Source organism: Psychrobacter frigidicola, from assembly GCF_007997305.1.
Lineage (GTDB): Bacteria > Pseudomonadota > Gammaproteobacteria > Pseudomonadales > Moraxellaceae > Psychrobacter > Psychrobacter frigidicola.
Genome location: NZ_VORZ01000001.1, coordinates 789,286 through 803,453 on the forward strand (window position 1 = coordinate 789,286; position 14,168 = coordinate 803,453).

At 43.4% G+C, this 14,168-nt stretch carries 9 protein-coding genes; 6 read left to right on the plus strand and 3 right to left on the minus strand.

Annotated elements, in window-relative coordinates:
- Positions 1-208: 208 nt before the first annotated feature.
- The 3 genes from ES754_RS03225 (at position 209) to ES754_RS03235 (ending at position 6,876) form a co-directional block, all read left to right on the plus strand.
- Positions 209-2,002 carry an acyl-CoA dehydrogenase C-terminal domain-containing protein gene (locus ES754_RS03225; RefSeq protein WP_147222002.1) on the plus strand — a complete coding sequence of 598 codons (1,794 nt, stop codon included), beginning with the start codon at positions 209-211 and terminating at the stop codon, positions 2,000-2,002.
- Positions 2,003-2,260: 258 nt separating this feature from the next.
- Positions 2,261-4,042, plus strand: a complete 1,782-nt coding sequence (locus tag ES754_RS03230) for an acyl-CoA dehydrogenase C-terminal domain-containing protein (RefSeq protein ID WP_147222004.1) — start codon at positions 2,261-2,263, stop codon at positions 4,040-4,042.
- 374 nt (positions 4,043-4,416) lie between these two features.
- On the plus strand, positions 4,417-6,876 hold the full coding sequence (locus tag ES754_RS03235) for a site-specific recombinase (protein WP_147222006.1): 2,460 nt from the start codon (positions 4,417-4,419) through the stop codon (positions 6,874-6,876).
- Between the two features lie 70 nt (positions 6,877-6,946).
- Here the strand turns inward: ES754_RS03235 and ES754_RS03240 are convergent, their stop codons facing one another.
- The 3 genes from ES754_RS03240 to pdxA all read right to left on the minus strand — a co-directional run bounded on the left by ES754_RS03240 (position 6,947) and on the right by pdxA (position 9,997).
- A complete protein-coding gene (locus tag ES754_RS03240) occupies positions 6,947-7,783 on the minus strand; it encodes a symmetrical bis(5'-nucleosyl)-tetraphosphatase (RefSeq protein WP_147222008.1) in 837 nt (278 codons plus the stop codon).
- Positions 7,784-7,900: 117 nt separating this feature from the next.
- Complete coding sequence (rsmA, locus tag ES754_RS03245) at positions 7,901-8,764, minus strand: 16S rRNA (adenine(1518)-N(6)/adenine(1519)-N(6))-dimethyltransferase RsmA (RefSeq protein ID WP_147222010.1); 864 nt, start codon at positions 8,762-8,764, stop codon at positions 7,901-7,903.
- A 153-nt stretch (positions 8,765-8,917) separates the two neighbouring features.
- Positions 8,918-9,997: a 4-hydroxythreonine-4-phosphate dehydrogenase PdxA gene (pdxA, locus tag ES754_RS03250; RefSeq protein WP_147222012.1), complete on the minus strand. Its 1,080-nt coding sequence runs from the start codon at positions 9,995-9,997 to the stop codon at positions 8,918-8,920.
- Between the two features lie 336 nt (positions 9,998-10,333).
- Here pdxA and dnaB point away from each other — a divergent pair, with 336 nt between their 5' ends.
- The 3 genes from dnaB to argF all read left to right on the plus strand — a co-directional run bounded on the left by dnaB (position 10,334) and on the right by argF (position 14,143).
- Complete coding sequence (gene dnaB, locus ES754_RS03255; protein WP_147222014.1) at positions 10,334-11,734, plus strand: replicative DNA helicase; 1,401 nt, start codon at positions 10,334-10,336, stop codon at positions 11,732-11,734.
- 163 nt (positions 11,735-11,897) lie between these two features.
- Positions 11,898-13,004: an alanine racemase gene (gene alr, locus ES754_RS03260; protein ID WP_147222015.1), complete on the plus strand. Its 1,107-nt coding sequence runs from the start codon at positions 11,898-11,900 to the stop codon at positions 13,002-13,004.
- 215 nt (positions 13,005-13,219) lie between these two features.
- Positions 13,220-14,143, plus strand: a complete 924-nt coding sequence (gene argF / locus ES754_RS03265) for an ornithine carbamoyltransferase (RefSeq protein WP_147222017.1) — start codon at positions 13,220-13,222, stop codon at positions 14,141-14,143.
- Positions 14,144-14,168 lie beyond the last annotated feature (25 nt).

Here is a 14,168-nt window from a genome sequence, read left to right on the forward strand (position 1 = left end):
TTGCTTACTGTCGTTTATTAACTGTAGGATGCAAGAAAGGTTGATGACTTATCAGTATTAGCACCAAACTTGTATAATCCACTGTTAACGCCTATCTTTTATGAGTAAATATGATCCGAGCAAACATTGCCTCATTGATTAAAAGAGCTATTTGCAAGAGTGTCATTCGGTCATATTAAACCTCATATTCAAAATAGGACAGGACGTTATGCAATATAAAGCACCCCTACGCGATATCAAATTCGTCATGCATGAGCTACTTGATAGTGAAAATCATTATAAAACCATTCCAGAATTCCAAGAAACTGACCGTGAATTAATGGACAGTTTGTTTGAGATGGCAGCAAGCTTTGCAGAAAACGAGCTCTCGCCTCTGAACCAAAGCGGCGATGCTGAAGGCTGTCATTTTGATAATGGTAAAGTCACTACCCCAAAAGGTTTTAAAGAAGCGTATAAAGCGTATTGTGAACTTGGCTTCCCAGCATTGTCTGCTGAAGAAGCATTTGGTGGGCAAAATATGCCGTTCTCATTATCCACCGTTATTAATGAGATGGTAGGTACCGCCAATTGGTCATTCTCGATGTACCCCGGTCTATCCCATGGTGCGATTCAAACCATCGAGCATCATGGTACGGATATACAAAAAAATACCTATTTAGAAAAAATGGTGACTGGCGAATGGTCAGGTACGATGTGCCTTACCGAAGCGCATGCAGGTTCTGACTTAGGTACTATCCGTACCAAAGCGGAACCGAATGACGATGGTACTTATAGCATCACTGGCCAAAAGATTTTTATCTCAGCCGGTGAGCATGACTTAACGGATAATATTATTCATATAGTCTTGGCACGTCTTCCTGGCGCACCAGCTGGCACGAAAGGTATCTCATTATTCATCGTACCGAAAGTCATGGTTAATGAAGACAGCAGTTTGGGTGATATCAATCAAGTAACATGCGGCTCTATCGAGCACAAAATGGGCATTAAAGCTTCAGCGACTTGCGTCATAAACTTCGATGGGGCAAATGGCTATCTAATTGGGCCTGAAAACCGTGGCCTACAGTGCATGTTTACTTTTATGAACGTGGCCCGTATCGGTACTGCGATTCAAGGTTTAACAGCAGCTGAATATGCATTCCAAGGTTCATTATCTTACGCTAAAGATCGCCTTGCGATGCGTTCACTATCAGGTGCCAAAGCGCCAGATAAAGTCGCTGACCCTATTATCGTCCATCCTGCTGTACGTAACATGTTATTGACCGAAAAAGCCTTTGCAGAAGGCGGTCGCGCGTTAATGTATTATTTATCGCATTTCGTCGATACTGTTGCAAAAGGCAGTGGCGACGACCTTGAATTTGCCGATCAAATGCTGTCCTTATTGACACCCATTGCCAAAGCATTCTTAACTGAAACTGGTTTAGAGGCCGCCAACCATGGCATACAAGTGTATGGTGGCCACGGTTATATCAGTGAATGGGGCATGGAGCAAAACGTCCGTGATACCCGTATCGCCTGTTTATATGAAGGCACGACTGAAATTCAAGCACTTGATTTACTGGGTCGTAAAGTCTTAGACTCACAAGGCAAACTCTTAGCAAACTTCGTTCAAGTAATTCAACAGTTTTGCGAAGAAAATAAAGATAATGAGCAGATGGGTCAATTTATCCGTCCCCTTGCGCAACACGTGAAAGAATGGGGTGATTTAACCGCACATATTGGTATACAAGCCACCGAAAACCCTGAAGCAGTAGGCGGCGCAGCGGTTGATTACATGTATTTTAGTGGTTACGTGACTCTGGCTTACTTATGGGCACGTATGGCACTGGTGGCGCAAACTGCCATTGCTGACGGTACGGGCGAACAAGCATTCTACGACGCTAAAATCAAAACCGCACAGTTCTATTTTGCTAAATTGTTACCACGCACTACTACGTATGTACAGCGTATCGCTACAGGCGTTGAGCCCTACATGAGCATGGACGTTGATCAATTTGCTTTTTAATTGAGCAAACGGTTAAGTAGCTTCAAACATAGTAGCTTTAATACTAACTCTATTCGGCAACATGCTTTGGTGTGTTGCCGTTTTCAATTATTCATGTAGTCAATAAAATTTTCCGTGCACGCACAATTCACGAAGAGATACACAAGTTAATAGCCTAATTTGCTAAACTTTGGCTATCAATTATTAAGGTTAAGCTCACAAAACAATTGAAAACACTAACAAACTTAATTTTTATTTATTTGAATCAAAGGAATGTTTATGTCTATTTATAATGCTCCCCTCAATGATATGCGCTTTATCTTAACAGACGTTTTTAAAGCCCCTGAGTTTTGGCAAAACAATGATAATTTGGCACATGTCGACATGGAAACAGTCGATATGATTTTAGAAGAAATGGCAAAGTTGTCCAAAAATGTCATGCTGCCAATTAACCGTAGCGGTGATGAAGAAGGCGCGACGTATCAAGGCGATGGCGTGGTAACCACGCCAGAAGGTTTTAAAGAAGCCTACCAGCAATATGCTGAATCAGGCTGGGTTGGCCTTGGTGGTAATCCTGAATACGGCGGTCAAGGCTTCCCAAAAATGGTCACTATGCTGACCGAAGAGATGGTTTTTACTACCAACCAATCTTTTGCGCTCTACCCTAACCTCACGGTTGGCGCAACCTTGTGTCTAAATGCAGCCGCCTCAGAAGAGCTAAAGCAGACCTATTTAGAAAAAATGTATGCAGGCTACTGGTCAGGTACGATGTGCTTAACGGAACCACATGCGGGTACTGATCTAGGTATTATTAAGACTAAAGCCGCGCCTAATGATGATGGCAGCTTTAGCATCTCCGGTACCAAAATCTTTATTACTGGCGGTGAGCACGACTTAACCGAAAACATTATTCATTTAGTATTAGCAAAAACTCCAGACGCGCCAGCAGGCTCCAAAGGCATTTCACTGTTTGTCGTACCAAAATTCTTGGTCAACGAAGACGGTAGCTTAGGCGCACGTAACTCTGTAGCAGCAGGTTCAATTGAACATAAAATGGGCATCAAAGCTTCAGCCACTTGTGTCATGAATTTTGATGATGCCAAAGGTTGGATGGTTGGTGCGGAAAATACCGGTCTGTCCTCTATGTTTATCATGATGAACTATGAGCGCGTGACTATGGGCTTGCAAGGCCTTGGTGGCTCTGAGCTGGCGTATCAAAATGCCGCTCTTTATGCCCTTGATCGTGCGCAAGGTCGTAGCGATACCCAACTTCAAAGCCCTGAGAAGCCTGCTGATGCTATTATTCATCATGCTGATGTCCGTCGAATGCTGTTGAACGCTAAGGCCAATTCTGAAGCGTCACGCTGCTTTGCGATGTATGTGGCCAAACAACTTGATACCGAAAAATTCAGTACTGACCCAGAGGCGGCACAAATTGCTGCTGCCCGTGTGTCATTGTTGACACCAGTTGCTAAAGCCTTCTTAACGGATAAAGCGCTAGAGGCGACCATTGATTGCCAGCAAGTCTTTGGTGGTCATGGTTATGTGCGCGAATGGGGTATGGAGCAAATCGTTCGTGATACCCGTATCGCACAGATTTATGAAGGTGCCAACGGTATTCAAGCGCTTGACTTATTAGGCCGTAAAGTTGCCCGTAATGAGGGTAAATATGTCATCAACTTTTTAGGTGAAATTCGTGATTATGTGGCCTCTATGAGCGCTGAGCATGGTATCAAACAAGCTACTTTAGACGCGGCCGAGACCGTTGAAGCGTTAACTAAAACGGTCTTGGCTAATATCGGCATTCGTAAAAGTGAAATCAATGGCTGTGCGGTTGACTACATGCATGCCTTTGGTTACCTGTGCTACTCGTATATGTTTGCCATGATGGTAGAAGCGGCAAACGGTCAAGAAGGCGAGTTCTATACCAATAAAGCTAAGCTTGCTGATTACTTCGTTGGTCGTATCTTGCCACGCATTGACGCTCATGCACAAATGGTAAAAGCTGGTAGTGACCCGATGATGAACTTCGATCTCAAATACTTTGGCGCCTCTGTTTAAAGAGATCTGTTTACTATTAGTCAGATGATGAGCAATGGTAGATAATTAGTGATTGCCACGCTAACAGCAAAGTGTTAAAAAGGACAGTGTTATCACTGTCCTTTTTTTACCAAAAATAATCTGCAAAATAACTGCTAACAAAATAATTAACCCTCTATACGCAGTTCAGATTAAACTGCCTTAGAACCAAGGTTGTTTATCCTCGAGTCGTACTTAAATAGTCGTACTTAAAAATTTAGCATCTAAAAACAAAAACACCTATCAGCTGTCCGTTCTTTTTCTACGAATAACCATCCTGCTGTGATTATTTAATATTAGATCACTTAATACTAAATACCGCTAACCGCTATTTACATAACTATAAAGGGTACGAGGTGTTGGACATAAAACATATTTTACAGCAGATTACCGCCTTAAGTGAAGTGCCTGATCCCTCAGTGCTCAAGCGCTTAATTGATGAGCTGCGAGTGTCTGACAAGAATCCAGCACTTGCCAATAAAAACATACAAACCCTCATCGATATTTTGCAACAGCATCCAGAATATGGCGACGGGCTCTCTAGCTTTGTATTAAAACTGATTATTCAATATCGGCAAATTGCCTTATATACCGATACCGGCATCATGTCAGATGAAGGTTTTTTTAGTAGTCTACGGCGCTTAATTGGTCATCGATTTTTGCCTTTATTACCGCAAGATGATTCGGTCGTTGAACTGGTAGGGTACTTATTTGATAAACGCCAAGATGAACATTGGCTTGCCAGTATTGACAAAGACAAATGGGATACGCTGGTCGAGTTACTCAAAGTTGAAGAAGAACATTTAGATTTGGTCGCGACCGCTAAAAACAATATCCTAAACGCCATCGTTATTTTATCGTATCGGGTCAGTGGCATAGGCCTGCATCCGGACTTAATGGAAGCTTATCCGCAAATTTTAAACTATTCTGCGTCGTTTGTTGCCCAAAATCAGGAAGCGGTATTGTTCGTCAATCAATATAGGCAAGCGCACGAGTTAGATAATCTAACTGATATCACCCCTGAACAAGCGGTTAGTTCCGCACCCTTACTCGTCATGCTAGAGCAATGTGAAGATATTGTCGCAACCGTCCGTAAGCGTATTTATAAAACGGGTATCTCTATTCGTCTGACCAACATGATGCTGCGCCTCGATCAAAGCTTACAACGCATTCGTATCTTAACCAAGCTGGTCTCGGTTGATGGTCTTAAGCGTGATCGGGCTATTATTGAGCTGATTCAAACCTTGGTTATTACGGCCAATCGCCGCTATAGCATTGGTTATTTAATCGACAATAGCACCAAATTGTTATCACGAAAGGTGACTGAAAACGCCAGTCGTGTTGGTGAGCACTATATTAGTACCGATAGAGCTGGCTATCGAAAAATGTTTAGAAAAGCGTCAATTGGCGGCTTTGTGATTGCCTTTATGGCGACCACAAAAATATTAGCCTATCAATTGGCCATTGCCCCTATGGGTCGCGCCTTTGTCAACAGTATGATTTATGGTTTGGGTTTCGTGTTTATTCATATCATCCGTGGTACTGTCGCCACCAAGCAGCCAGCCATGACGGCTGCCGCTATTGCCTCAACGATATCCGACGGCTCTGGTAAAAAATCGCATCAGCTGACTAAACTCTCAGAGCTGGTAGTCGATATTCTCCGTACCCAATTTATCGCTATCATGGGTAATATCATGATGGCCATTCCGGTTGCATTGCTTGTCTCATACATGTGGCTACACTTTAGTGGCGTGCCAATGATTAATACGGATAAGGCTGGTCACTTACTGCATGAGCTTAACCCCTTTACCTCATTAGCCCTACCCCATGCTGCTATTGCTGGGGTGTATTTATTCTTATCCGGACTTATTGCTGGCTACTATGATAATTTGGCGGTTTATAATCAAATTGGGGCGCGTATACACCGACATCGGTTGCTAAAAAGCTTACTCCCTCATGCCTGGCTACAGCGTTTAGGCGTCTTTATAGAAGCCAATCTGGGCGCTATTATGGGTAACTTTATATTTGGGGTCTTTTTAGGCAGTACCGCTACTGTTGGCTTCTTATTCGGTTTACCCATTGATATCCGTCATATCGCTTTTGCTTCTGCCAATCTAGCGCATGGACTTTTCAACTTGTCCTCATCGCAGATGAGCTGGCCTTTAATACTAGTATCTATCCTTGGGGTCGCCTTGATTGGTATGGTCAACTTAATGGTCAGCTTTTCGCTGGCGTTATTTGTGGCATTGCGCTCTAAAGAGGTACGTTTCTTTGAATGGAGCCGGTTACTAAAGCTTATTCTTAGCCATGTGGTTAGCCATCCCTCTGATTTCATTTGGCCGCGTGATAAGCCCATGAAATATGCCCGTATTGATAGCCAAGGTCGGATGATTTTTGAGGATAACTCCGCTCAAAAAACTGGCAAACCGCTACCAAGAGATTACGTCATCAGACGCTTATCAGACGTTAAGATTCTGCCAAAATCTAAGCAAACAGGCACAGCGGAAACAGACATATATTATGCCAATCAACCTCCAGGTGATGATATTAGTGTAGGACAGGCAGCACATATCACGTTATCTACCCCTTCACCCAAAAAGGTCGTTGATCTCGACGATGGCCTCATAGATGAAGAGTTAAATAGCGTTCCCTACACCGATGACATCCAATATGATAAAAACACCAAAACATTAGAGACTAATAACGACGGTCAAAACAGTAGCTTAAGCAGCAATATAAGCCCTGATACCAAAGCTGCTGGCGATGCCAAAACCCCATTACCAAAACCAAAAAAGCCGCCTAAACTGCCCAATTAATTGGCTCTAGCTTAGGACGGCTTTCATTGCTTACTTAAGTTGATACATGCAATAAACAATAAGAAGAAAGCTACGGCATAGGACATTTTGCGCTTGAGGTGAACACTTTGCCATCCTCTAAGCGATATGCCAATAGATGATTGCCCCAAACGCAGCCGCCATCAAGTGCGCGCGCATAAGGTAAGTCGACCTTACCTTTTAGCGCCGCCCAATGTCCAAATAATATCTTCCGCTCACGGGGTACTTGCCATTCAAACCATGGCGAAAAATCATCCGGCATTGCATCATCAAGGCTGGACGTAAAGGTAAATTCTAAAGTACCGTCCTGTTTACATAGACGCATACGGGTGAAATAGTTAGCAATCGCTCGTATTTTCGTAAAACCATTGATATCCGCATTCCAATCATCTGCTTTATTGTTATATAAATGCGGGAGCACACGATCAAGCTGATATAGACTGCCTTGCAACTGCGCCTCTAGCTGCTTTGCGTACTCAGCTGCCTCATCTAAATCCCAATGGGGCGGAATACCAGCGTGTACTAATACCGTATGTTCATCAGGGTAAGCCAGTATCGGCTGATGGCGTAACCATTCCAGCAGCTCGTTTTTGTCCTTAGCGGCAAAAATCGGTGCCGTTTTGTCCTTTTTACGCATTTTAGTTGCACCGCGCCACACAGCAATCAAATTCAAATCATGATTGCCCAAAACGGTTGCAGCCGCCCCTTGCTCACACAGCGCCTTAACATCGCGTAAGGTATTCAGCGAGTCCTCACCGCGCGCGACTAAGTCCCCAGCAAACCATAATTTATCTTGGGTAGGGTCAAAATCTAATTTTTTAAGGAAGTGACGAAATGCAGCATGGCAACCCTGTAGGTCACCGATGACATATTGATGGCGAAAACTCATAAAGTCTCAATGATTGATGATTACTGTTGGTTATTATTTAAATAATTATTATTAAAGTAAAGGCTATTTAAATAACGGTTATCGAATTAATGTAGCTAAAATAATGCCATTAAAATATTAAGCATCTAAGTTTTTAGCATGATTACTGAGCGCTACGAAGTCACTGACACTCAGCGTTTCTGGACGGGCTTGTGGATCAATCCCACAGACGGCAAAATCATCTTCGCTTAACGTGGGTAGCAACGTTGAGTTTTTAAAGATAGCGCGCAAGGTTTTACGGCGGTGATTAAAGGTCTCACGTACCACAATAGCAAAGTACTGCTCATCTTCTGCCACAATAGGCTTATCAATATGAGGCGTCAAACGAAAAACCGCACTCGTAACTTTTGGCGGTGGATTAAACGCGCCTCTTGGGACGGTCAATAAATAATCAGTGTCACAATGATACTGCATAATAACCGATAAGCGACCATAGATTTTGCTACCGACATCAGCAGTGATACGCTCCACCACTTCTTTTTGCAGCATAAAATGCATGTCTTGAATGACATCTGCATAACTGAGCAAATGAAACAATATAGGTGTGGAGATGTTATAAGGCAGATTGCCAACTACTCGTAGCTTACCGCGTTCAGGACTATACAATTCCCGATAATCAATATTCATTGCATTATCTTTGATAATCGTAAAGTTAGGATGGCTATTGGCCCCGATACGAATGCGCAAGCTATCCGCCAAATCACGATCCAGCTCAACCACAGTCATCGCATCGACTTCAGCCAATAATGGCTCAGTTAATGCCCCCATCCCAGGACCAATCTCTATCAGATTGTCATCGCGCTCTAAACGGATACTCTCAACGATCTCACGGATAACGCTACGATCATGCAAGAAGTTCTGACCGAAGCGTTTACGTGGTTGGTGTTTTGCGGCGCGTAAACTGGCAGCAAGTGTCTTGGCATCAAACGAAGGTGTAGACATAAAAAATTCTTGTTAATTGTTAACGTTAAATTATAGCACAGCTGATAATCAGGCTGCATTTTAGCAATGCGATTAATTCTTTATAAAGGTCATGAGTTCACACAGATAATAATAGAATTACCTAAAGCGCTGTACCCTTAATATTATGGTCATTTATGCTGGCAGCAGCGTTTTGTTAGCCATCTCATCTGCCATTACTAAGGCTTGGTATAAGCTAGTAGCACTTGCGCCGCCACGCCCTGCTAAATCAAGCGCTGTCCCATGGTCGACTGAAGTACGTATATAAGGTAGGCCTAAGGTTAAATTGACTGTGTCACCAAATCCGTGAGACTTCAAGACCGGTAACCCTTGGTCATGGAACATAGCAATCACCGCATCGCAATCCTGTAAATGTCGTGGGGTAAATAAGGTATCGGCAGGCATGGCTTCAGAGATATCAGCGCCTTTTGCAATAAACTCCTGCAACACCGGATTAATAATTTCAATCTCCTCCATTCCTAAGTGCCCCCCTTCGCCTGCATGGGGATTGAGACCACACACTAAAATTCGCGGTTTTTTAAGACCAAACTTTGACTGCATGTCATCCAGCACAATTTGCACGGTTTGCCGTACATTATCTTTGGTGATGGCTGCTGGCACATCTTTAAGGGCTAAATGAGTGGTCACTAGTGCTACTTTCATCGCTTGATTGGCAAGCATCATGACCACTTTATCACAGCCACTTTGCTGCATAAAAAACTCAGTATGACCGCTGAACATCGTGCCATCTAATAACTTAATACCGGCATCAATCAACGCTGATTTTTGTAGAGGGCCAGTAACAATAGCAGCTACGGTATGACTTGCCGCTAGCTGATGGGCAATCTCTAATTGCCGCGCTACCATTATCGCATTATTAATATCAATTTGACCCGCAACCACAGGGGCACCGCAAGGCACATCGAGTAATATAAATGCGCTATCTGTATCCGTAGCAGTCGGCTGCTGTGATAGCTTCTCTATAAAATCATGAGCATCTACTTGGGCATCGACTTTTTGCCAAGCAGGACATATATTTAGCACACCAGCTGCAACCAGTTTATCTGTCCGCGTCTGCATAGCCTCAGCATCGGCTGTTACCCAAATAGGGCGAGCAAAGTCTTGCAATTTTCCTTCTTGCGCTAAAATCAGTACAACATCCATACCAATACCAGCAGGTTCGCCAGTAGTAATCAATAACGGTAGTTTTTGCATATGATAAACATCCTTATTAATAGAGTAAATATCGGTTTTTATTGTGTTTTTTATTTAAATGGTAGTCTTTTAATTGGTATCTGAGTTGACTGTTCAAGCGGTGGAGCTGACTGAGGAATATATAGAAAGTTGGCATAGCAGAACTCAGAACGGTCATAATGTGGTAGACTTTCGCTTTTGATTGTAGCATCAAATACAGAGCTATTAGAACGCGTTTTGGTACACCTATGGTAGACACCCGACATATTCTTGACCGCAATGTGTTACTAGCTGTCTATACTACCTTTTAAAAATAATGACTTATAAAATACTGACTTATAAATAAATTAGGCACTCATGGCAGACACCGAAAAAACTGACGACTTACTGAATCAGCAACCGCCGCATAATATTGATATCGAAAAGGCATTATTGGCTTCTTTGATGAGTATTGAAGAGGCGTATGACAAAATTGCTGATATTGTCACCAAAGACGACTTTTATGCCGGACGCCATCAGCACATTTTTGCAGCGATTGCCCACTTAGCAGCAGTGAATGAGCCGTATGATACGGTCATGGTGCATGATTGGCTGGAAGCACAAAAACTGCTAAAAAGTGCCGGCGGTGACAGCTATTTAGCTGATATTTTAAGCCAAAGCCCGGCGACTCTATTTAACCTGACCGCCTATGCCCAGCGCGTGCGTGAGTTATCAACCTTACGCCAGCTCATCACCACTGGCAATGACATGCTGACTTTAGCTTATAACCCTAAAGATCAGTCGGTGAGTGATATTCTAGATAGTGTAGAGGCTAAAGTTTTTAGTATTAATGAGCAGCATAATAAGCGTGCTGAACAGCGCGGTCCCGTTGGTATCACTTCGGTATTGACTAATGTTATTGATAAAATTCAGGAGCTGAAATCCAACCCTGATGGTATGATTGGTTTGCAAACCCCGTTCGTGGAGCTTAATAATAAAACTCAAGGGCTACAGGCAGGTGATTTGGTTATTGTTGCGGCACGTCCTTCTATGGGTAAGACTACTTTTGCGATGAACTTAGCAGAAGGTATTTTATTCAATGAAGACTTGCCAGTAGTGGTATTTTCAATGGAGATGCCAGCAGAATCAATTGTTATGCGTCTATTGTCATCGTGGGGCGCGATCAATCAAACCCATCTGCGTTCAGGCCAAATGAATGAAGATGAATGGGCGAAGATGATGAACGCTATTCAACATCTGCAATCCAAGCATTTGTATATCGATGACAGTACTGCCCTACCGCCATCAGAGCTGCGCTCACGCTGTCGCCGTATCGCCAAAAACCACGATGGAAAATTAGGCGCTATCATCGTCGATTATCTGCAATTGATGAAAGTACCTGGTCTTGATACCAACCGCGTTGGGGAGATCTCGGAGATTTCGCGTAGTCTTAAAGCCCTAGCACGTGAGCTTGAGTGCCCAGTAATTGCCCTATCACAGCTGAACCGTAGCTTGGAGAACCGTCCGAATAAACGTCCTATCATGTCAGATTTGCGTGAGTCTGGTGCCATCGAACAGGATGCCGATTTGATTATGTTTATCTACCGTGACGAGGTTTATAATGAAAACTCCGACCATAAAGGCGTGGCTGAAATCATCATTGGTAAGCAGCGTAATGGTCCTATTGGTACTATACGCTTGGCTTTTGAAGGGCAATTTACGCGCTTTACTAACTTAACCCCTGAGTATTATCAAGGGGCTAGTTTTGATGATGAGTAATGCTCACTTATGGTCAATATTAGACAAAACAATTAAAAATAAGCCTAACCTTATTTTTAATACAGCAATTAACAACAAGTTGCTACTGAACGTCAATCGCTGTTAACGAGAATAGCTTTAATTCATCAGTAGCTTTACCACCCTGCTAACAAAGAAGTCAACTATGCGCACCGCTACGATTACCATCCATCCTGCCGCCATTACTCATAATTTAAATCAAGTCAAACAGCGCGCCCCTAATGCCAAGGTTTTGGCTATGGTCAAGGCCAGTGCTTATGGTCATGGTGTCAAAGCGGTACTGCCCGCATTGCAACAGGCAGATGGGATTGGAGTGGCCACTTTCGATGAAGCTCTAGAAGCACGGCAGTTAGGCTGGGATAAGACAATTGGTTTAATCGAAGGAGTGTTTTACGCGGATGAGTGGCAACAGGCTATCGATTATGATTGTAGCTGTGTGATTCACCATGCACCGCAGTTAGAATGGGCGCTTGATAATATACCAAAAATGGATAGCCCAACTCGGCAGGTGTGGCTGAAATATAATACGGGTATGAACCGTCTGGGTTTTGATGACAATGCCATTGTACAGGTGGCAGAACAATTACATGCTGCGGGTTATCAGCTAATTCTAACCACTCATTTTGCTAATGCTGACAACCGTGACCATCCCTTAAATGCCGTCCAAATACAGCGTTTCTCAAGCATGCTAAAGCTACTACAAGAAACCGTCTGTGTTGAAATTAAAGGCTCGCTCTGTAATTCAGCTGGTATTGTCAATTTTACTGACTACCATTACGATTGGGTGCGTCCTGGCATTATGTTATACGGCAGCTCGCCAGTTAATAATCAATGTGCAGCTGATTTAGACTTGCGAGCAGCGATGGATTTTAGCGCGCAAATCATGGCTTTGCAGACACTTAACGCTGGTAACGCTGTCGGCTATGGTAGCCGCTGGACTGCGACCAAAGAGACTAGAATCGCCTTGATCAGCGTTGGCTATGGCGACGGCTATCCACGTCTATTCAGTGAGGGTGCTTATGTTTGCATTATTGATGACGTAAGGAACCAACACTATTCATGTCCTATCTGCGGCCAAGTGGCAATGGATATGATTGTCGTTGATGTCAGTGATATTCCTACAGATATTGGATTAAATAGTAAAGTAATTCTATGGGGTGCAATGCCGCAAGTTGACGAAGTCGCTACTCATGCCGGTACTATTGGCTATGAGCTACTGTGCCGCTTGAGTGCGCGCCCAAAACGTATTTAAAGCTTCAATATTTAGAGGCAAAGCTAGAATACAACACTTAGTAGTAATCCTGAACTATTGGCTTGAGTCCTGTATTTATTTTGACGAAATCTGACGTTTACATTGCTATTAATTACGCTATACTAAAAGTTTGTTATCATTGCCATATCGGTCATTGTGCTATGCCGATTAGTAGGTGATAACGTATCTTTTTTCATTGACTGTGATCGATTGCTATGAGTTTGCGCCATTTTTTGACCTTATCTGATTTAACCAAACAAGAGCTAGAAAACCTTATCAAACGCGGCAGCGTATTGCGTAAAATGCAACATGCCGGTGAGATTTATCAGCCGTTTGTTGGCCGTACCTTGGGCATGATTTTTGAGAAGTCATCCACGCGTACCCGCATCTCTTTTGAGACCGGCATGGGACAGTTCGGTGGTAGCGCCATATTTTTATCGCCCAATGATACCCAACTTGGTCGCGGCGAGCCGTTAGAGGACTCAGCACGTGTGATATCGAGTATGGTTGATATCATCATGATTCGTACCTTTGGGCACGAAAAAGTTGAAACTTTTGCTGAGTATTCTAGCGTACCCATCATTAATGCACTAACTGACGAATTTCATCCCTGCCAACTGCTTGCCGACATGCAAACTTATTATGAGCATCACGGCAGTATCGAAAATAAGATCGTTACTTGGGTCGGTGACGGCAATAATATGTGCGCATCCTATATGCAAGCTGCCAATCAATTTGGTTTTGAGTTGCGCGTGGCGGCTCCCTATGGTTTTGAGCCCGACCCAAAACTAATGGAACGCTTTTCGCACTGCGTGAGCCTAGTGCCAAATGTACAAGATGCTGCTAAAGACTCTAACTTAATTGTCACTGACGTTTGGGCAAGTATGGGACAAGAGTCCGAGCAAAGCACACGCGCGCGCCGATTTGCTCCTTATCAAGTGACGCCCTCACTATTAGACAAAGCTGATCCTGACGTCGTATTTATGCATTGCTTGCCAGCCCATCGCGGCGAAGAGATTTCTCACGATATGTTAGACGACCCACGCTCAGTAGTATGGGATGAAGCCGAAAATCGCTTACATGCGCAAAAAGCATTGATGGAATTCTTATTAAAAGATAAAATTAAACTGTCTCATTAACTGAACATTAATCACACAAAAAGGT

Excerpts from the sequence above, each read along its gene's own strand:
- ES754_RS03225 (WP_147222002.1), top strand. The coding sequence starts at position 209 with ATGCAATATAAAGCACCCCTACGCGATATCAAATTCGTCATGCATGAG.
- ES754_RS03230 (WP_147222004.1), top strand. The coding sequence starts at position 2,261 with ATGTCTATTTATAATGCTCCCCTCAATGATATGCGCTTTATCTTAACA.
- ES754_RS03240 (WP_147222008.1), bottom strand. The coding sequence starts at position 7,783 with ATGAGTTTTCGCCATCAATATGTCATCGGTGACCTACAGGGTTGCCAT.
- rsmA (WP_147222010.1), bottom strand. The coding sequence starts at position 8,764 with ATGTCTACACCTTCGTTTGATGCCAAGACACTTGCTGCCAGTTTACGC.
- pdxA (WP_147222012.1), bottom strand. The coding sequence starts at position 9,997 with ATGCAAAAACTACCGTTATTGATTACTACTGGCGAACCTGCTGGTATT.
- dnaB (WP_147222014.1), top strand. The coding sequence starts at position 10,334 with ATGGCAGACACCGAAAAAACTGACGACTTACTGAATCAGCAACCGCCG.
- alr (WP_147222015.1), top strand. The coding sequence starts at position 11,898 with ATGCGCACCGCTACGATTACCATCCATCCTGCCGCCATTACTCATAAT.
- argF (WP_147222017.1), top strand. The coding sequence starts at position 13,220 with ATGAGTTTGCGCCATTTTTTGACCTTATCTGATTTAACCAAACAAGAG.